This is a genomic window from Paenibacillus barengoltzii NBRC 101215, assembly GCF_004000745.1.
Lineage (GTDB): Bacteria > Bacillota > Bacilli > Paenibacillales > Paenibacillaceae > Fontibacillus > Fontibacillus barengoltzii.
The window spans coordinates 1-18,708 of the sequence record NZ_BILV01000050.1 but is presented as its reverse complement, the minus strand read 5'-3'; the positions used below and the strand labels follow the sequence as shown (position 1 = coordinate 18,708).

The window sequence follows — 18,708 nt, the reverse complement described above, 5'->3', positions numbered from 1 at the left end:
TGTGAATGAAGTTACTCCTTGGCGAGGCTGATCACACCCGCGGCGATTTCATCCGGCGTCGCCTCTGGCCGGTAAATTTCCCGCAGCTGGCCTTTGCGATCAACGAGACCGATGAGATCCATATGCACGTAGTTTCCATCCGCGTCCTTATCGATCAGAATTTTAAAGGAGTCCATCGCCAGGTCGATCGTCTTCTGCTGATCCCCCCGCAGGAAATACCAACCGGAATAATCCGCTTTGAATTTATCCCCAAACGCCTTGATGTTCTCCAGCGTATCGCGTTCCGGATCAAACGAGATCGAGACGATCGACGCATCCTTGCCGAACAAGCCTTTCTCTTTCAAAATATCCTGGACTTGGCTCAGCCGGAAGGTTGTGATCGGGCAAACATCGGGACAGTTGGTGAAGAAGAAATAAAACAGCCGGACTTTGCCATTGGTATCCTGCAGCGAGACCGTCTTGCCGTCTACGTTCTCCATGCTAAAATCCGCAACAGGGCGGATCACGGGAAGCTTAGGCTTCGCATACGTATCCCAGAGCAGATAGCCGGCTAAAATCACGCAGATGGCCAGCAGAATCCATGTCCATTTATATTTCTTCAAAACCGCCATTTCCCATCCCCCTAATTACAACCTAACCGTATCCAAGATCATCACGATTAAAGCAATGGTTAAATAGTTCACGGAGAAAATAAATACCCGTTTCGCCCAAGCGTCGTTATCCCCAGCCCGGAACCCTTGGAGTGCCATGAGCAGCCAAGCCACCGACAGCAGGGTGCCGATGATGAGGAACCAAACGCCCGTATAGCCATAGACATACATCAAAATCGGTATCGGAATCAGCAATGCCAGATAAGGGATCATCTGCAACTTCGTGCGCGGAATGCCCTTCACGACCGGCAACAACGGGAAGCCCGCGGCCCGATATTCCTCGGTACGGCGAATCCCCAGCGCCCAGAAATGAGGCGGTTGCCATAGGAACAACAGGGCGAATAACATCCAAGTTCCCAAATCGATCCGGCCGGAAGCCGCAACATAGCCAATGACCGGCGGCATTGCGCCGGAGATGGCCCCAACCGACGTGCTCCAGGTCGAGCTACGCTTAAGCCACAGCGTATACACCACCACGTAGACAAACATCCCTACCGCACCAAACAACCCGGCCAGCAGACCAGAGAAGATAAACAAGACGGATAAGCCCAGCACTCCCAAGATAACGGCATACCATAACACCGTCCTCGGAGCCAGCTTCCCCGTAGGGAGGGCTCGGTTCTTCGTCCGGGCCATCTTCGTATCCATCTCCCGGTCGAAGTAATTGTTAAAGACACAGGACGATGCCATCACCAACATCGTTCCCAGCAACATGACAACTAATTGAATATAATCAAGCTCCCAGCGGGAAGCCACCCAAAACCCGGCAAACGCAGCAATCAGATTCGAACGCAGAATGCCCGGTTTCGTTAAGGCGATAAAATCTCTCCAAGTCGCCGTCTCTCCCGGAGGAGTAGGTCTCACGGACAACGCAGCGGATTCCGAAGAAGCCTGAACACTTAATGGTTTGTCCACGCGCGATTCATTCCTCCTATATTTTGAAATAAAGTTCAGTTTAGGTTTAGGCTTACCTTTATCGATCATTCATAAAATTCAACGTTTTTACCCTTACGCTATAAACTTTATCATATCAAAAGCTAGAAGTGTTTGACAATCGCTGGAATATCGCGCGTTAACTATGACAATTTAGTGACACAATAAGCCGCCGGGCACAGCCGGCGGCTTTCTTTTGACATATCGCTTATTTTCCGACAAACCCCATCAGACGTTGAACATCCTGCAGCGTTTTCTCAGCCATTTCGGAAGCGCGTTCCGCCCCTTGGCGCAAGATGTTGCGCAGCTCGCCCGACTCGCGGATATCACGGTACCGCTGTTGGAGCGGCTCAAGCACACTGACGACCGCTTCAGCCAAGTCTTTTTTGAACGGACCATACATTTGCCCTTCATACCGTTTCTCTACTTCCGCGATGGTCAGTCCCGAGCATTGGCTGTAGATCGTAATCAGGTTGCTGATCTCCGGTTTCGTCGCCGGATCGAATTTTACTTCGCGCCCGGAATCCGTCGTTGCCCGGCTGATCTTCTTGCGGATTTCGTCCGGCGTGTCCAGCAAGGCGATGTAGCTGCCTGGGTTCGGATTGCTTTTGCTCATTTTCTTGGAGGCATCGTCCAGCGACATGATCCGTGCCCCAACCTCAGGAATGTACGGTTCCGGCAGCGTAAAGTATTCACCAAACCGATGGTTGAACCGTCCCGCCAAATCACGGGTTAATTCCAAATGCTGTTTCTGGTCATCTCCAACCGGCACCAGATCCGCATTATAAATCAAAATATCCGCCGCCATTAAAGCAGGATAAACGAACAACCCGGCCCCAACGGATTCTTTCCCGGCCGATTTGTCTTTAAATTGCGTCATCCGTTCTAGCTCGCCCATCGAGGTGAGCGTCGTCAGCAGCCATCCGAGCTGGGCATGCTGCATCACATGGGATTGCAGATAAACATTCGCTTTATTCGGATCGATACCAGCTGCGAGATAAAGCGCCGCCACCGCTTCGGATTGCTCCGTCAGTGCAGCCGGCTCCTGCGGAACGGTGATCGCGTGCAAATCCACGATCATAAAGTTACAAGCATGATCATCCTGCAGCTTCACAAAGTTCTTAATCGCCCCGATGTAATTGCCTAGTGTCAGTTTGCCGCTGGGCTGAATGCCCGATAATACTCTCTTCATAACAAAAATCCTCCCTTTAATTCTATTTCTGCATAAGTAAGATCCCGGTTTATTGTAAAATGCAAAAAGGCCCCACGCCCGCAAGGGACGTGAGACCGTGGTGCCACCCTTCTTTGCTGATGTTGGAGCATGAATGTTACGCAGTCAACTTAAGACGCTGATGCGTTTGTCGCAACAAGATCAGCCTTTCCAATCCGTAACGTGGATGACCCGGCCGGCCTACTGGCAACAGGCTCATCGCCTCTTGTGTTCAACCTGGCGCTCCGAGGCCCATTCGGCACAAGCTCCTTCACCGGTTCGCATCAACCACCGGCTTTCTGAGGAACGGAAACTTCGCTTACTTCCCCTCATCAACGCTTTCTCATTATGCCTATCATCATAAATAACACCAGCGTTGGTGTCAAATCTATTTTTCGTCTTACGCAAAAAGTGTTATGATTAGTCTAGTCTAAGGAACTGATTATGTGGGAAAAGGAGCAACGATATGAAAAAGGTGACCAAAGGGCAATGGAACGGTTACGATACGTACATCTTACATAGCCGAGAGCTTGAAGTCACGCTGCTACCTCGCCTAGGAAATAACGTCATTCGTATATGGGACAATGTCCAGCAGCGCGATGTGCTGCGTCATCCAGAAGAGAACGAACTTGATTTCTACCTGCAGAAGCCATATCATTTCGGCATCCCGCTCTTAACTCCCCCCGGACGCATTCGCAGAGGGAAATTCACGTATGCCGGGCAAGAATATCAATTTGATCGCAATACGGCAAATGACAACCACATCCACGGTCTGCACCGTACGCAAAGCTGGTGCGTGAGCGATATTGAAGAAGACGACGAAGGCTGCACGATCACCACAGAATTCAAAACCTCTGACGATCCCAATTGGATCCGTCAGTATCCCGAACCCTTGAAGCTGGAAATGACGCTCAGATTGCAGGGGGCAAAATTAACGCAAACCTTCAAAATTACGCACTTGGGTCAAAACCCAGCCCCCTTTGGTTTGGGGCTGCATACCTGGTTTCTCATTGACGGCGAACCTGGTCGCTGGAATGTGAAGCTGCCCGTGACGGAGCTTTACGATTTGGACGAGGAGAACATTCCTACCGGGAAGACCGCTCCGCTAGGAATCTGGGATGCATTAAACACAGGGATGAATCTGCAAGGCGTGAATTGCGATACCATGCTGCGAATCGGAGATAAGCCGGTCGAAGCGTTGATGCTGCGCGATGACGGCTATGGCCTTCGCTACGCAGCGGATCCTGAGTATTTTAAATTTTGGGTGATCTACTCCAAGGGGGAAGCTGATCAATTCTTCTGCATTGAACCTTACACTTGGTTGCCGGACGCTCCAAATTTGAACCTACCCGCCAGTGAGACGGGGCTGATCGAGTTGACGCCGCAACAAACGTTGGAATTAAATCTTTCCCTAGAAATGATTTATCCGAATACCGGCGATGAGAACGAAGCTTAACCTTTTTCAAAATTTCCGCCTTCCTTTAGAAGGCGGTTTTTTTGTATGATTCCACAGCTTGTCTGCGAGAAGAAATAATTACCACCGCTATAGTTTTGAAGCCTCCCGCATATTTTGCACCCTACGAACCATACTAACATCACAAACGCCAAAGGAGGTGACAAACATGGCAGGTCAAAGCCGCGGAAGCCGTAATAACCTTATTGTTCCTCAAGCAACTGCTGCGCTGCAACAACTGAAAATGGAAGCAGCTCAGGAATTGGGCGTACAAATTCCGCAAGACGGTTACTATGGGAACTATACTTCCCGTGAAACCGGTTCTCTTGGGGGCTATATCACGAAACGTTTGGTTCAAATGGCGGAGCAACAGTTGTCGGGTCGTTCGAACCTGTAACTTGCATCCTCCCATTACCCTCTATAGAAACAGGCGGTCTGCTTAGCAGATCGCCTGTTTCCCTTGAATGTTGAACCCTTTAGGAAGACAGCTTTCGGTATGTACTAGCGCCTTTCTCCTTCTGCGGATACCGTTGGATCAGCAAATTGGCCATGTTATAATTCGATTCCATGATGGCATCCACGACGACTGCCCCTTGGCGCAGGGCGAATTCATAGCTGATCTCGCCATGTGTCCAGTACCGCTTGTACTTCAGCGCTTCAATCGCCATTTTTCGAAAAGAATGGATCTGTTCTGCATTAAGTCCGTAAGGTTCTTCACGAAGCTGCCCATTTCGACCCGCAATCGGATTGTGGCGGATGCCAAATTTCCCGATGGTGTTATTCCGGATCTGCAGAAATACGGTACCCGAAGTTAACCCCGACAGCTCCTCCTCCAGTTCCTTAAAAACCATGTCGATCTGCCTAACCAGCGATAGTTGCTCGGCTTTCAGCATATTCTCCCACCTTTCCCCCAAAGAATGCAACCTATGAAATAGGTCTTATGTCACATTATAGGTTAAATTTTCCTATATATCAACATTATGATATAAGCTGACTAATTATGTCTGTTTCTCTCAACATTTTCTTTCCTCTTCCGACAAAATTCTTCAACAAAAAAGGTCCCCTCTCGAGGACCTAAAACAGTGTAACAGAATGAAGCTGGTAGCGCCCGGTTTATTTGGTTAATTCCAAGAATGCGTCAACGTCGGCCACACATACGGCCATCGCGTCACGCCAAAAGTCCGGTTTCGTCAAATCCACGCCCAGATGCTTGGCAGCCAGCTCTTCTACCGTCATGCGGCCGGTATCTTGCAGAAGCGCATCATATTTAGCCGCAAAGCCTTGGCCTTCACGGAGCGCTTGTGCGTAGATCCCCGTGCTGAACATGTACCCAAAGGTGTAAGGGAAATTATAAAAAGGCACATCGGTGATATAGAAATGCAGCTTAGATGCCCAGAAATGCGGGTGATAACTGCCCAACGCCCCCTGGAACGCTTCACGCTGCGCTTCTTCCATTAATTCGCACAATTCCGCAGCATCCAAGTAGCCCTGCCGGCGCTTCTCGTAGAACCGGGTTTCAAACAGGAAGCGAGCATGGATATTCATGAAGAAGGCAATTGAATTTTGCACCTTATCGGCGAGCAGAACAATTTTCTGTTGATCATCTTCCGCATGTTTGACGAAGGCGTCAGCTAGAATCATTTCCGCGAAGGTCGAAGCGGTCTCCGCCACGTTCATCGCGTAATCCTGACTGAATCTCGGCAGCTCTTCCATCACGTATTGATGGTAGGCGTGTCCCAGCTCATGCGCCAACGTGTATACGTTGGATACGTTCCCTCCATATGTCATGAAGATCCGTGTCTGCTTGCTCAGCGGCAGAGAAGTGCAGAAACCACCCGGGCGTTTACCAGGACGGTCCTCGGCCTCGATCCAACGCTTATTAAACGCCATGGTGGCAAACTCCGCCAGCTTCGGGCTAAATTTGCCGAACTGCTCGACGATGTCTTCGGCTGCCTGTTCGTACGAAATTTTGCCTGAGGCTTGGCCTAATGGGGCATCCACATCGGTCCAGCTTAATTTCTCCACCCCAAGCAGCTTCGCTTTGCGCTCTAAATAAGCCACAAACTTCGGCTTGTTCTCGACGATCACTTGCCACATCGCATCGAGCGTAGCTTTGGACATCCGGTTCATGTCCAGCGGTTCCTTCAAAATATCGTCCCAGCCTCGTTTCTCGTACAATTTAAGGCGGAATCCCGCCAAGCGGTTCAGCGTATCGGCACAATAGTCCTCCGCCTTTGTCCAGGCTTCCTCCCATTTCGGGAACACGCGCTCGCGCACATTGCGGTTTGGATGATCCAGCTTGTTAGCTGCTTGACCGACAGACAGCATTTGAACCTCGCCCCCTTCTTCTTCAAAAGGGACTCCTACTTTGGCGACGATCGTATCATAATGCTGTCCCCAGCCGTGATAACCGTCTACTGCCAGGTCGGACACGAGGTTTTCCAGCTCCGGCGCCAGCTTCTCCCGCGCTTGCTCCCGTTTCTCGCGAAGCAGGAAGGAGATCGGAGCGATTTCTTCCCGCTGCATCCAGGCTTCCCACACCTCATCACTCGTCAAGCGGAGCAGGTTCCAGAATAAAGTCATCACGTTGTTGTATGCAGCGTTTAACGAAGTGACTCTCGCGTCAAGCTGGAGAGCTTTCTTGTCATGCTGGTCTTGCGCGGTCAAACAGCCGATAAAGGAGCCGGCTTCGGACAGACGGCTGTCGGCCGCTTGCAGATCTTCAATCAGGTTGTCCAATGCCTTGGTCTCTTCTACAGTGGACGGAGCCTGCAGTTCTTGCAGCTTCGCCTGGTAGGCGGCAATATCCCGTTCCAGAGCATCCAGATGATCTCTTAGCGCCGTAGAGGCAGAACCTCCAGAGAAAATGGTTTCCAAGTCCCAAGTTTGTTGAAGGGTTCCTACGAATCTTGACATAGTTCGCTTCCTTTCCGTATCGTTTAGAATTGATGCCTTATGGGATAACAGTGTATGCTAGTAGAGGATGCTCTATTATCACGCTTGTCTAAATACAGGGGGGATTTCCATGAAACCGTTGCAAATATCGGCGGATACCGCCGTGAAATTAGCCGCAAAACTCAAGGTGCCGGTCGAGCACCTTATGCATATGCCGCAGCACATTTTAATGCAAAAAATCGCAGAACTGGCCAAAGAAGAAGCAAGCCAGCCTTCCGCACCATCAGAACCCGGAAATGACAATCAAGCCGGTCACGAATCGGAGCCTTCATGATCCCGTTTAACCAAACATGGCCTTATGATCTTGTCATGGGGGACGTGTATGTCCATGAATGCCCATTTTGCTCCAGTCGTAACGTGCTGCTGCCGCTGAAGCCCCGCGAGTTAAAAACGATCCACGAGGGGAAGAAGAAGCTGCTCGTCTTCCCTTGCTGCGGGAACAAGCTTCATGTCCTGGACTGTGACAATGATTACCTGTTAACGGATAAGGTGGTCCGTTAGGTCGCCTTTAGCGCTCAAGATACAGGAAAGGGCCGTTTCCTTCTGGAACCGGCCCTTCGTCATGCCTTCTTCGATGTCTGCTTGTCCGTTCCGTCAACCGCGCATTTCCTCAGGCAGCTCATGTCCGCCATTCATCATTTCTTCGCGAAGCAGCGCCCACTGCTCACGGGATGCCCGAATCATCGCCGCATCCATGATCTTCTTGTCATTAATGACGCGCCCAAACCATTTGACCGCATCGTTGTACTTGCCGACCCGACGGTTCAACTCGCCGATCAAATACATCAGCCTTGCATCGCTGCCGCCGACGCCTTCTTTTTCGTAAACACGGATGTAAGCCTCCAGAGCAAACTGCAGAAAACGCTTCTCCTGTTCGACGTTGTTCTTGTACCGGTACAACCAGGCAATATGATGCAGCAAGCTGGCAATAATTCGTTCCGTTTCGCCGATGGTTTGCGCGCAGATCAGCGCCAGCTTGTACGTCTCCAGCGCGGTCTCCCAATCCCGTCGCCCGCCATAGTCCTTCTGGTTAAATCGGCTGCCGATCGCCTCTTGGAATAGGGTTCTTTGCCGGTCGGTCAATCGTGGTACCGAATTCTCCGTCGAAGCAAAACCGCAGGACGGGCATACCCGAACAACGTAATAATCCGGATTCTCCTTCTGGTAATAGCTGCAGAAATCCGTGTCCGTACGTACAGCCCGCTTAAAGCTCGGACGCACACGCGAGGTCGAAAATTCATTCTGACAATGGATGCAAGTAACCTTGATCTGATAAAGCGGTTCAAGTTCCAAAACGTCCTACTTCCTTTCAGTAATCTGCCCTGCCCGGCACATTAAGTTCATCGGTCTAAGGTGTGTTTACGAAATGAAAAGCCGGGCCGGACAGACGCTCCAGCACGATCCCTCGCAGCGGCTCCTCGACGCCAATCTCCTCCAGCGCAGCTTTCATGCAGGCCAGCCAAGCCTCAGCGCGTTCCGTCGTCACGGGAAACGGCAAATGCCGGGCACGCATCATCGGATGGCCAAAGGCATCTGAATAAAGGGACGGGCCTCCAAAAAACTGCGATAAGAACATAAATTGCTTCTCCATGACCGGAGTAATGTCTTCCGGGAATAAGGGTCCTAACAACGGATCACGTTGAACCCGCGGATAGAAGGCTTCCACCAACCGCCGAATCGTCTTCTCTCCGCCGAGGTTGTCATATAGACTTAAGCTTGGATTCATCTGTTCACCGCCTCCGTTTTTCCTTATTATATCAAAAAAAAATAAAAGCTCCTACCAAGGAGCTTCTATTCGCTGCGGTCTTTCCATCTATCAGTAGCTGCGCCAATCCTCTTCGCCGGGATGGACGAGAGCGGCTCGAATTACATAAACAAAAGCACAGACAAGTATCCCTGCGACAATGCTCATGAACATCACTCCATCCTCAAAATTTGGCTGCAAACCATGTTTGATCAAATAGCTGGTACTAAAGTTCTATTATTAGTCTTAAGCATCATTTTAGCATAGAAGCTCAAAAATATCAGCCCTTTTTTGAAACCGCTTCCTCAATTTTTTTGTGCTGTTTGTCCCAATCATTTCATACACTTCACTATGATTTGTTGTGGAGGCGTACCCATGAAATTCCAACGCTTAACGGCTGTGTTATTACTCTTTACCGCACTCATGCTGGCCGTTCTTATGGCCTGCTACCCGGAAGCTTCCTGGCAAGCCGGGGTTCGCGGGCTCGCCATCTGGTGGGACGTGCTGTTCCCGTCCCTCTTCCCGTTCTTCGTCATCTCCGAAGTGCTGCTGGGCTTTGGGATTGTTCATTTTCTCGGCAAACTGCTAGACCCGTTGATGAAGCCCTTATTCCGGATCCCCGGCAGCGGAGGATTTGTGCTGGCGATGGGGTTTGCTTCGGGCTACCCCGTCAGCGCCAAGCTGGCGACCAAGCTGCGCGAGCAACGGCTCGTTTCCCGAGTAGAGGGAGAACGGCTGGTCTCGTTCACCACGTCATCCGACCCCATCTTTCTCATCGGGGCGGTCTCTGTCGGCTTCTTTGGCAATCCGAAGCTGGCCGGGGTGCTCGCTTTGACCCATTATGGAGGGGCCCTGCTGATCGGCCTGGTCATGCGCTTCTACCGTCCGGACCGAAACTTGCCGGCAGATCCCGGTGAAGGCGATGAATCCGGGCGCTTCAGCCTGAAGCTGGCGCTTAAAGCCATGCATGAAGCCCGGATCCAAGACGGACGAAGTCTCGGAGAACTGCTGCGGCAGGCCGTTGCTTCTTCCCTGCAGCTGATGACCGTTGTTGGCGGCCTAGTTGTATTTTTCTCCGTAATCCTGGAGGTGCTCACCGCTTCGGGTTTCATGGGCTTCCTCTATACCGGGTTCCAACAGCTGCTGCCGCTGCTGGGGCTGCCCGGCCAGTTAGCTGAGCCGCTTATGGGCGGCTTGTTCGAGGTCACCTTGGGCGCAAAAGCATCCGCATCGCCAGAGGGGATTCCGTTGCAATTCAAAGCTGCAGCGGCCGCCTTTATTCTCTCTTGGGGCGGCTTATCGGTTCATGCCCAAGTGGCCAGCATCTTAAATGGCGCTGACCTGCGTTATTTGCCTTTTCTCATTGCAAGATTCCTTCATGCCGTGATCTCCGCCGGGCTGTTGCTGCTGCTCTGGAACCCCTTGATGGGAGCCTCACCGGCGTGGGCAATTCACCCCCCTGCGTTTGGGGGCCGACAGATGCTATACGGTTGGGGTGCGGTTCCGGGAGCGTTCCGGCTCTTCTTAGTGACCCTGACCATGTTGCTTATTTTGTCATTTTTGGCCGAAATCATTCGCCGCCAGCGGCATCGAAAATGAAACGTTGTGTTCTGCGGACGAATTGATTATGATCTTTACAAAAGGACATTCAAGCGCATGTTCAAAATATTGTTCATTTTTGAACAGTCTTTTTCAAAGGAGCTTGTCAACTTGAGATACTTTGTACTTGACCGCGGCGATCAGCTGTCCGTGGAATTAAGCCAAACCTTCCATAAGCTTGCTGCGCAGCATGGGCTTGAGCTGGATGCGAAATCCCCGGACATCGTCGTCTCCATTGGCGGGGACGGCACGATGCTTCATGCCTTCCATACGTTTATCGACCAGATTCAATCCATCGCATTCGTAGGGATTCATACAGGCCACCTGGGCTTCTACGCCGACTGGAAAGCCGACGAAATTCCCGAGCTGGTGGAAATGATGAGCGGTCATGCGGATCCTGGCTTGCTCAGACCGCGTATTGTCCGTTACCCCTTAATCGATCTGGAGATTCAGAAGAAGTCGGGCAGCTCTTCCTACATTTGCTTAAACGAATTTACCCTGAAGGGCGTCGATGGTACGGTGGTTGCCCAAGTGGACATTAATGACCAAATGTTCGAAATGTTCCGCGGCGACGGCATCTGCGTTTCCACCCCTTCCGGCAGTACCGCTTATAACAAGAGCTTGGGGGGAGCAATGATTCACCCCACGATTGAAGCGCTGCAGATTACAGAGATCGCTTCGATCAACAATCGTGTGTTCCGGACGTTGGGTTCTCCGCTCGTGCTGCCCAAGCATCATCATTGCGACATTTATTCGCGCAAGGAACAACGGTTATTGTTGACCATTGACCACGTCAACCTGCCGATGGACGATTTAGTGTCCGTGCGCTGTCAGGTATCGGAACAGAAGATCAGCTTTGTCCGTTATCGTCCATTCCCGTTTTGGAACCGGGTCCGTAATGCATTCCTGGACTAATCGGCAGATCTGACAAGCTCAATGGATCACGAAAATATTGTAAAGGAAGAACTGAATATGATCTTAAGCTCATTCCGCAAGTATGCATTCATCCCGGTGTTGTCCCTCGCCTTGCTGGGCTTGCCCCAGATGGTTGGAGCGGCCGGGACGGCAGGCACATCTGATGCCGCAGCTGCCGGGACAATCATTCAACTGGGAACATCGGAAACTTCCACGGACCTGCAGGCGCTTCAAGAAGTATTGGACTATCTGGAAGCCTACAACATCGAAGGCGTTGAGCGTCAAGAGTTTCTCGATAATGCGATACGCGGCATGGTTTATACGCTGGACGACCCTTACAGCGATTACTATTCTAAAGATGAACTGGAGAGCTTCGAGAACAGCGTCAATCAGGAGTTCGTTGGCATCGGTGTTACACTTCGCTTCTTTAACAACAAACTGTACATAACCGACGTGTTGCCTAATTCTCCAGCCTCCAAAGCCGGGCTTCTCGCAGGGGATATTATTACCAAGGTGGATGCAAAGCCGGTCACCAGCAGTGAGGATGTCGCCCGGATTCAAGGGGAGGAAAATACCCAGGTCTCCATTACGGTCAACCGGAACGGACAGGCTCTGGTATATCCAATTACAAGAGCGCATTTCACTTTGCCTTCCGTCACTGGCAAGGTTATCCCTTCCAGCAGAGTCGGCTACATCGCCGTGACTTCCTTCTCCGATACTGCGGATGAGGAATTTGCGCAAAAATTAGCCTCCCTTCGCAAAGAAGGAATTGGTGCACTTGTTCTGGACCTGCGCGACAATCTTGGCGGTTACGTTGAATCGGCAGCTAATATCGCCAAGCAGTTCATGAAAGAGGGAATCTTAATGTACACCTCCGGCCAGAGCGGGGAAATGCAGCCCGTAGAAATCACGGGCGGCCAAGACATCGGGATGCCGGTTGTGGTGTTAACCAACGGCCTGACCGCCAGCGCATCGGAAATCTTGACAGGGGCGCTGCGCGACAACGGAATCGCTAAGGTCGTAGGGGAACAAACCTACGGAAAGGCGCGCATTCAGAACGTATTCCCGTTGTCCAATGGCAGCTCATTGAAGCTGACGGTTCAAGCCTACTTCACGCCAAACAAGCTGGATTTCAACCATGTGGGGCTCAAGCCGGACATCGAAGTAAAGAACAATGCCGCAGCGCAGTTAATTACCGGGATGTATGCAGCCGGTGTACGGCAGATCAGCGTATCCGGAGGGCCGGCCTCGCTCAACATTAACGGAACGGCTTTCCCGGGATATATCGATGTGATTCAGGACGGCCAACTCACCTATGCCCCTTCCCGTTTATTATCGTCGCTGATTCAAGGAACGCCGGTCTGGAATTCCAAGAACGGGAAGCTGACCATCACCGACTTGCAAGGAAAGCAAACCGGATTCACCTTAGCTGCCAAAACCGTCAAAGTGGTCGATGGTGAATCTTATCTCGAACTGCATGAGTTCCAGAAGAAATATCCGAAGCTCACATGGAGCTATAAACAAGGCTTACTGAACTTATTTATGAAATAATTCCTTAAGCCCCCAAAAAAACGGCCTCCCGATTATTCGGGGGCCGTTTCTGTTTCCTGGGTTTGCACGTCTTTACCGTTTCCGGCATCTTTGTCCTTCGCTGCGTCCTTATCCTTATGGTTATCCCGCACCTTCTGAAGAACAAAATAAGCGCAGCCGAAATTACAGTATTCGTTAATATAATCCGTGATGCCGGAATACGCGGTATCCCGATTAGCCTTGGGATGGTTGTCCCGCAGAAAACCCTTGAGGCGGAGCTTCTCATAACCCCAGTCCCCAATGATGTAATCATAGCGGTCAAGCACTTCGCTGTAACGCTGCTTAAACGCTTCAGGATCCCACGCATCCCGATAATTCTTAATCAGTTCGTAGGTTCTGCCGCCAATTTGAATCAAAGCCCCATCCTCCTTTCGGTTTACGGCGAAACAGGTGCGCCGGCTTGTTTCTTGGCCGATTGGACCTGTTCATGCGCATGATACGAGCTGCGCACAAGCGGACCGGACTCCACGTGGCTGAAGCCGCGCTTCATGCCTTCTTCCTTCAGCGCTGCAAACTGCTCAGGTTTATAATATTTCTCTACGCGCAAATGCTGCGGTGTAGGCTGCAAATATTGTCCGATCGTCAAAATATCGCAGTCCACGGCCCGCAGATCGTCCATCGCCTGCAAGATCTCGTCCCATTCTTCTCCAACCCCCAGCATAATGCTGGACTTCGTTGGAATCTCCGGCTGCATTTCCTTCGCTCGCCGGAGCAGCTCCAAGGAGCGCCGGTATTTCGCCTTCGCACGAACGCGGTCAGACAACCGTTCCACCGTTTCGATGTTATGGTTCAGAATATCCGGCTTCGCATCCATCACGATCCGCAGCGCATCCGCATCCCCCTGAAAGTCTGGGATCAGCACTTCGACGCTGCAGAACGGCAAGCGTTCCCGGATCGCTTTAATCGTCCCGGCAAAAATGCTTGCCCCGCCGTCCCTCAAATCATCCCGAGCTACGCTGGTCACGACGCAGTGGCGCAAATTCATCTGCTCCGCTGCTTCCGCCACGCGCTGTGGCTCCTGTAAATCGAGCTCCGTTGGCATCCCCGTATTCACCGCACAGAAGCGGCATGCCCGTGTACAAATATCGCCCAAAATCATAAACGTTGCCGTCCGGTTGGCCCAGCACTCATATATATTTGGACAACGCGCCTCTTCGCAAACGGTATGTAAAGTTTTAGAGCGCATCATCTGCTTGATGTCTTGGTAGTTGTCACCTGTCGTCAATTTAATACGAATCCAATCCGGTTTCGGTTCCTGGATTTGTTTAGCCAAAGCGCAAGACCTTCCTTCTTGTGATTTAAGCTGTAGCGCCATTTATTATATCATGAATCCGCTGGAAAAACCTACTTCGCAAATGGAATAAAAAAACAGCATTTGCCTCACTCTAAGAGGGTCACGAATCGCGTGCAAAATAAAGGCGAAGGAGGAATACTTGCCTTGAAGTCTCAACGGTTTGCCCGCGGCAAAGCGGCCTGGTGCATCGCCTGTGTGATGCTGATTACCTCATTTGGACCGATCTTAGGCATAGGAGCTGCAGAGGCGAACGCTCCAGGAACAACAGAGAAGCCGTTAGTCAGCGTATTCCAGCAACGACGCACCTTGTACGAAGAGATGGAACTGTTGACGAGTGTTCCCTGGTATTGGCTTGCGGCTGTAGATCAATATGAACGCACCATCACACCGCGTAAGGAACAGCAACAGCAAGTGCAGCGCGTAACCGGGTTTCGCTTCAAGGAAGCGTTCTGGTCCGGGCCGCTCAATCCCGATCCTGAGGATCGAAATCCGGCCACCATCGAACTGTTTGGCGGCGTTGGGAAGGATGCCACCGCAGATGGCGCAGCCGACCCGACGAACGATCGGGACGCCTTGTACACCTTGGCTTCTTATTTAACCAGCTTCGGCTATACAGAAGATGATTTTCGCATCGCCTTATGGCGTTACTATCAACATGATGCTGCGGTCGAACGGATTCGCCAATTCGCGAAAATGTATAAACACTGGGGCAAGCTGGACTTATCGGACAGCGCCTTTCCGCTTCCGCTGCGCAGCTCCTATACCTATCGCGACACCTGGGGGGATCGGCGCGGCTGGGGCGGTCTCCGAATCCATGAGGGCACGGATATCTTTGCCCCGATGGGCGTCACAGTACGCAGCGTTTGCTACGGGATTGTAGAAACGAAAGGGTGGAACCCCTACGGGGGGTGGCGCATCGGCATCCGGGATATCCAGAACCGTTACCACTACTATGCACATCTGCAAGGTTATGAGAAAGGAATCGAGGTCGGTCATTTCGTCGAGCCTGGACAAACGATCGGCTGGGTGGGCAGCAGCGGCTACGGCCCGCCGGGAACGTCGGGGAAATTCCCGCCGCATTTGCATTACGGGATCTATCGGGATACGGGAAGCACGGAATGGGCATTTGATCCATACCCACTGCTGAAGAAATGGGAACAAGCGGAACGCTCCAAAAAAAAATAAAAGGGCGACCAAATAGTCGGCGCCCTTTTATTCATGTTCCCCCGTATCGGATGTCTCTGAGCTTTCCGACTCCTCCGAGCTTGATCCCTTGTTCCCGGCCTCTGTATTCCCAGCGGAATTGGAATTCCCCGTTCCTCCATTTCCATCTGGCAGATTCCCTTTGTCCTTGGTCAGCGGCTCAGTGGAATCCTTCTCGCTTGGCAGCACCGGAAGAGCAATGTTAGGTGCATTAGCTTGGCCTTCGCCCACCGGTTTGCCTTTGCTGTCATAGTAGTACATCGGCACATCTCCAACCACGAGCAAGTAGGACACCGGGATTTCCGTTTCAACCGTCTGTGACTCCATGTCAAACGGGACGACGACGGCCAGCTCCGTTTTTACCCGAAGGTACACTTCGACAAGAATCATGTTAATCCCGGCATCTTGTTGCCGTGTATTCAGATCAACCTTCACATCCCCTTTGGGCTCGATCTTGATTGGAATACTGGGACCAAAGGAAGCCAGAATCGGACTGCCGAGAGCCTGCCCCAGCGGGATGGACTCCGATAGCCGGGCGACCTCCACCAGCGTATGCCGCACCGTTTGAATCGTTTCAGACGTGACCTTCATGTGGGCGGAGTAGTTGAGCATAAACCCGGTGATTTTTCCGTTATCGTCCATCTTCCAGTCGATCAATTCTTCGACCTGTTGTTGAATTGCGACTTGCGCGGTGATGGCGTCATTAATGGATTCTGTCGCGATTTGCTTGACTCGAATTTGCGCCAGATGAATGATAGGCCCTGTCATCCGGCGTTCGACATACTGTACAAATTGCAGCAGGCCGATCACCGTAACGAGCACAAGGACGATCCATATCGTTCGTCTATGCTTTGGCCGCCTGGTTCGGCTTCGCCATCCGCGTCGTCGTCGTATCCGCATGTTCTATCACCCCTGCTTCTCTACAAAGTTATGCGGGACATGGCCAAAAAAGAAGGATGCACGAATGGAAATGAAAAGGCACACTTTCATGGTTTTGCCCTTGATTTTTTGAGGTCAATTTCGTATAGTTCTTTAGGATTAAATTTTTGTAATGAAACTTAATTTCAAAGCTGACATGAACCATGCTATAATATTCATCACAGTGCATAAATATACAAGGGGACCTGCAACATGAACAGCTTAAAAACGCTGTACCAAGTCACCATCGAATTAAGGAAAGATCAACTGGCATCGAGAGTCATACCATGGAAGCTGCTTGTGGAAACAAATCGTTATTACGAAATCAAACCCATTACAGGACCAGGAGCAGTCAAACGTCTGTACAAAGAGAAGCTGAATATCGCCGTTCATGAAACTAAACATTATTGCGATGGGACCCTGGCGGTTTCCGCTTTCTGTCAAGAAGACCATATCGAGGAGATCCGCAAGCATTTGATCGAACAGCTCGACTCCAAAATTAATAACTATATGAAGGATCTGGAACTAAACAAAAAAGCCCTTGGCTCCAAGCTGGCTATCAAGGGCTTTACGTAAATAAAAACCCCGAACCGGAGATTCTGGTTCGGGGTTTGATTTTTTCGCGCTAGCGATAATATCGCTGCCGCATCGCCTCATACAGCAGCACCGAGGCGGCCATGGCCACGTTCAGCGATTCGGCCTGGCCGCGCATCGGGATCAGCAGCCCGTCGTCCATGAGCTCGCGAACGGCCGGGCTCAGGCCGCCGCCCTCGCTGCCGAAGAGCAGCCACACGGGCTGCGTGAAATCGTAGGCGAAGCAGTTCGCCGCCGCCTGCAGGCTGGTGCCGGCCAGCCGGATGCCCCGCTGCTTCGCCTGCGGCAGCACCTCTGCCAGGTCGGCATGCATGACCGGCAGGTGGAACAGCGAGCCCATGGTGGCGCGCAGCACCTTGGGCCCGTAGATGTCGGCGCAGCCAGCGCCGACGATGACCCCGTCCGCAGCGACCGCATCGGCGCTGCGAATGATCGTGCCGACGTTGCCGGGATCCTGCACACCGTCGAGCACGACCACCAAGCTCCGCTCCTTCGCCAGGAGCGGAGCGACCGTCCCGCGGTCCTTGCGGACGACCGCGAACACCGGCTGCGGCGACTTCGTATCGCTGCACTTGGCGATCACGGCGGCGGACACGCCGATCCAATGGACGTCCAGCCCTGCGGACGCGGCCTCCTGCAGTTCGGCTGGGATGCCGCCTTCAATATCGTAGCAGACGCACTCCACGTCTGCCCGCGCCTCAAGCGCCTCCTGCACGAGGTGAATGCCCTCAATCAGATATTTTCCCTGCTTGTCCCGATTTTTCTTCTCAAGCAGCCCCGCCCATTCCTTGACGCGGGGATTCTGTGCAGACAAGATTTCCATGTTCTTCCATCCTTACTCTGGTTTCAAAAAGATCCGTCGCTCACGAAGCCCGGCTTGTCTTATTCCTCAGCATAAGCCAGCTCCAGCTTCGTTAAATCCCCCTTCTCGCCAACGATGACGAGCACGTCCTCCTCCGTCAACGGAACCGTCGCTGCCGGGGAGATGTTCATTTTGCTGCCCCGCTTAATCGCCATCACGTTACAGCCAAACCGAGCGCGAATATCCAGCTCCTTCAGGTTCTTGCCAACCATTTCCGAGCTGACACGCATCTCCACAATGCTGTACTCGTCGGACAATTCGATATAATCCAAGACGTTCGGGGAGGTCAGATGATGCGCCACCCGCAGCCCCATATCCCGTTCCGGGAAAATGACCTTATCGGCCCCAATTTTCTGCAACACTTTGCCATGCAATTCATTTTGCGCCTTCACCACAATGAGCGGCCCGCCCATGTCTTTGAGGATCAGCGTGGTTAAAATGCTGGCCTGAATATCTTCACCAATCGCTACAACAACGACGTCAAAATTTCGAATTCCCAGTGCGCGCAGCGCATCTTCATCGGTGGAATCCGCGGTTACCGCGTGCGTGACCTGATTCGCCACGGCCTGCGTATGATGTTCATCCGCATCGATCGCCAGAACGTCAAAGCCCATGCTGCTAAGTGAGGTTGCCACACTTAACCCAAAACGGCCCATACCGATCACGGCAAACTGTTTTTTAGCTGCATTTGCCATGTTCTCACCACCCATATTTTATCCATCCGATTTAGTATACCACAATCCAGGAAGGAGCATGGACGAAGACAGTCTAGATGCACTCAGAAATGC

The 18,708-nt window shown here is 51.9% G+C and carries 21 protein-coding genes and 1 other annotated feature; of the genes, 9 read left to right on the top strand and 12 right to left on the bottom strand.

Going from position 1 to position 18,708, the window contains the following annotated elements; all coding sequences use genetic code 11:
• Positions 1 to 11: 11 nt before the first annotated feature.
• From PBA01S_RS14545 to trpS, 3 genes are all read right to left on the bottom strand, one after another.
• Entirely contained in the window at positions 12 to 611 is a 600-nt protein-coding gene (locus PBA01S_RS14545; RefSeq protein WP_028538787.1) for an SCO family protein, read from the bottom strand.
• A gap of 15 nt (positions 612 to 626) precedes the next feature.
• Entirely contained in the window at positions 627 to 1,565 is a 939-nt protein-coding gene (cyoE, locus tag PBA01S_RS14540; protein ID WP_127576247.1) for a heme o synthase, read from the bottom strand.
• Positions 1,566 to 1,791: 226 nt separating this feature from the next.
• The gene (gene trpS / locus PBA01S_RS14535) at positions 1,792 to 2,775 is read right to left on the bottom strand and encodes a tryptophan--tRNA ligase (RefSeq protein WP_028538789.1); all 984 of its coding nucleotides are present in this window, start codon (positions 2,773 to 2,775) and stop codon (positions 1,792 to 1,794) included.
• 80 nt (positions 2,776 to 2,855) lie between these two features.
• Positions 2,856 to 3,138 (bottom strand) — a binding site (T-box leader).
• A 121-nt stretch (positions 3,139 to 3,259) separates the two neighbouring features.
• Here trpS and PBA01S_RS14530 point away from each other — a divergent pair.
• Together PBA01S_RS14530 and PBA01S_RS14525 are read left to right on the top strand one after the other, a co-directional pair.
• The gene (locus PBA01S_RS14530; protein ID WP_085279621.1) at positions 3,260 to 4,249 is read left to right on the top strand and encodes an aldose 1-epimerase; all 990 of its coding nucleotides are present in this window, start codon (positions 3,260 to 3,262) and stop codon (positions 4,247 to 4,249) included.
• A 166-nt stretch (positions 4,250 to 4,415) separates the two neighbouring features.
• Entirely contained in the window at positions 4,416 to 4,643 is a 228-nt protein-coding gene (locus PBA01S_RS14525) for an alpha/beta-type small acid-soluble spore protein (protein ID WP_016310922.1), read from the top strand.
• Between the two features lie 79 nt (positions 4,644 to 4,722).
• On the opposite strand, the gene PBA01S_RS14520 is transcribed toward PBA01S_RS14525, so the two are convergent.
• Both PBA01S_RS14520 and PBA01S_RS14515 read right to left on the bottom strand, forming a co-directional pair.
• Positions 4,723 to 5,139, bottom strand: a complete 417-nt coding sequence (locus tag PBA01S_RS14520) for an O-methyltransferase (RefSeq protein ID WP_127576246.1) — start codon at positions 5,137 to 5,139, stop codon at positions 4,723 to 4,725.
• Positions 5,140 to 5,359: 220 nt separating this feature from the next.
• Positions 5,360 to 7,162, bottom strand: a complete 1,803-nt coding sequence (locus tag PBA01S_RS14515) for a M3 family oligoendopeptidase (protein ID WP_127576245.1) — start codon at positions 7,160 to 7,162, stop codon at positions 5,360 to 5,362.
• Positions 7,163 to 7,271: 109 nt separating this feature from the next.
• On the opposite strand from PBA01S_RS14515, the gene PBA01S_RS14510 reads away from it, so the two are divergent.
• Together PBA01S_RS14510 and PBA01S_RS14505 are read left to right on the top strand one after the other, a co-directional pair.
• Complete coding sequence (locus PBA01S_RS14510) at positions 7,272 to 7,475, top strand: YycC family protein (protein WP_028538792.1); 204 nt, start codon at positions 7,272 to 7,274, stop codon at positions 7,473 to 7,475.
• Positions 7,472 to 7,702: a hypothetical protein gene (locus PBA01S_RS14505; protein ID WP_016310918.1), complete on the top strand. Its 231-nt coding sequence runs from the start codon at positions 7,472 to 7,474 to the stop codon at positions 7,700 to 7,702. The genes PBA01S_RS14510 and PBA01S_RS14505 overlap by 4 nt, the downstream gene beginning before the upstream one ends.
• 93 nt (positions 7,703 to 7,795) lie before the next feature.
• On the opposite strand, the gene PBA01S_RS14500 is transcribed toward PBA01S_RS14505, so the two are convergent.
• A complete protein-coding gene (locus PBA01S_RS14500; protein WP_028538793.1) occupies positions 7,796 to 8,494 on the bottom strand; it encodes a DUF2225 domain-containing protein in 699 nt (232 codons plus the stop codon).
• Between the two features lie 55 nt (positions 8,495 to 8,549).
• Positions 8,550 to 8,927: a globin domain-containing protein gene (locus PBA01S_RS14495; RefSeq protein ID WP_016310916.1), complete on the bottom strand. Its 378-nt coding sequence runs from the start codon at positions 8,925 to 8,927 to the stop codon at positions 8,550 to 8,552.
• Between the two features lie 393 nt (positions 8,928 to 9,320).
• On the opposite strand from PBA01S_RS14495, the gene spoVV reads away from it, so the two are divergent.
• The 3 genes from spoVV (at position 9,321) to PBA01S_RS14480 (ending at position 13,010) form a co-directional block, all read left to right on the top strand.
• Positions 9,321 to 10,544 carry a dipicolinic acid transporter SpoVV gene (gene spoVV, locus PBA01S_RS14490; protein ID WP_127576244.1) on the top strand — a complete coding sequence of 408 codons (1,224 nt, stop codon included), beginning with the start codon at positions 9,321 to 9,323 and terminating at the stop codon, positions 10,542 to 10,544.
• 111 nt (positions 10,545 to 10,655) lie between these two features.
• Positions 10,656 to 11,459 carry an NAD kinase gene (locus PBA01S_RS14485; RefSeq protein WP_028538795.1) on the top strand — a complete coding sequence of 268 codons (804 nt, stop codon included), beginning with the start codon at positions 10,656 to 10,658 and terminating at the stop codon, positions 11,457 to 11,459.
• Between the two features lie 57 nt (positions 11,460 to 11,516).
• Positions 11,517 to 13,010, top strand: coding sequence for a S41 family peptidase (locus PBA01S_RS14480; RefSeq protein WP_255315365.1), 1,494 nt, complete (start codon positions 11,517 to 11,519; stop codon positions 13,008 to 13,010).
• 32 nt (positions 13,011 to 13,042) lie between these two features.
• On the opposite strand, the gene PBA01S_RS14475 is transcribed toward PBA01S_RS14480, so the two are convergent.
• Positions 13,043 to 13,405, bottom strand: coding sequence for a YutD family protein (locus PBA01S_RS14475; protein ID WP_028538797.1), 363 nt, complete (start codon positions 13,403 to 13,405; stop codon positions 13,043 to 13,045).
• 20 nt (positions 13,406 to 13,425) lie between these two features.
• Positions 13,426 to 14,364 (bottom strand): lipoyl synthase, encoded by a 939-nt coding sequence (gene lipA / locus PBA01S_RS14470; RefSeq protein ID WP_371859533.1) that lies wholly within the window; start codon positions 14,362 to 14,364, stop codon positions 13,426 to 13,428.
• 123 nt (positions 14,365 to 14,487) lie between these two features.
• On the opposite strand from lipA, the gene PBA01S_RS14465 reads away from it, so the two are divergent.
• A complete protein-coding gene (locus tag PBA01S_RS14465) occupies positions 14,488 to 15,528 on the top strand; it encodes a M23 family metallopeptidase (protein WP_304363572.1) in 1,041 nt (346 codons plus the stop codon).
• A 27-nt stretch (positions 15,529 to 15,555) separates the two neighbouring features.
• Here the strand turns inward: PBA01S_RS14465 and yunB are convergent, their stop codons facing one another.
• Positions 15,556 to 16,446, bottom strand: a complete 891-nt coding sequence (gene yunB, locus PBA01S_RS14460; RefSeq protein WP_127576241.1) for a sporulation protein YunB — start codon at positions 16,444 to 16,446, stop codon at positions 15,556 to 15,558.
• 231 nt (positions 16,447 to 16,677) lie between these two features.
• Here yunB and PBA01S_RS14455 point away from each other — a divergent pair, with 231 nt between their 5' ends.
• The gene (locus PBA01S_RS14455) at positions 16,678 to 17,040 is read left to right on the top strand and encodes a hypothetical protein (protein WP_085170296.1); all 363 of its coding nucleotides are present in this window, start codon (positions 16,678 to 16,680) and stop codon (positions 17,038 to 17,040) included.
• Positions 17,041 to 17,089: 49 nt separating this feature from the next.
• Here the strand turns inward: PBA01S_RS14455 and PBA01S_RS14450 are convergent, their stop codons facing one another.
• Positions 17,090 to 17,881: a TrmH family RNA methyltransferase gene (locus PBA01S_RS14450; RefSeq protein WP_127576240.1), complete on the bottom strand. Its 792-nt coding sequence runs from the start codon at positions 17,879 to 17,881 to the stop codon at positions 17,090 to 17,092.
• A gap of 59 nt (positions 17,882 to 17,940) precedes the next feature.
• Entirely contained in the window at positions 17,941 to 18,615 is a 675-nt protein-coding gene (locus PBA01S_RS14445; RefSeq protein ID WP_016310905.1) for a potassium channel family protein, read from the bottom strand.
• Between the last annotated feature and the right edge of the window lie 93 nt (positions 18,616 to 18,708).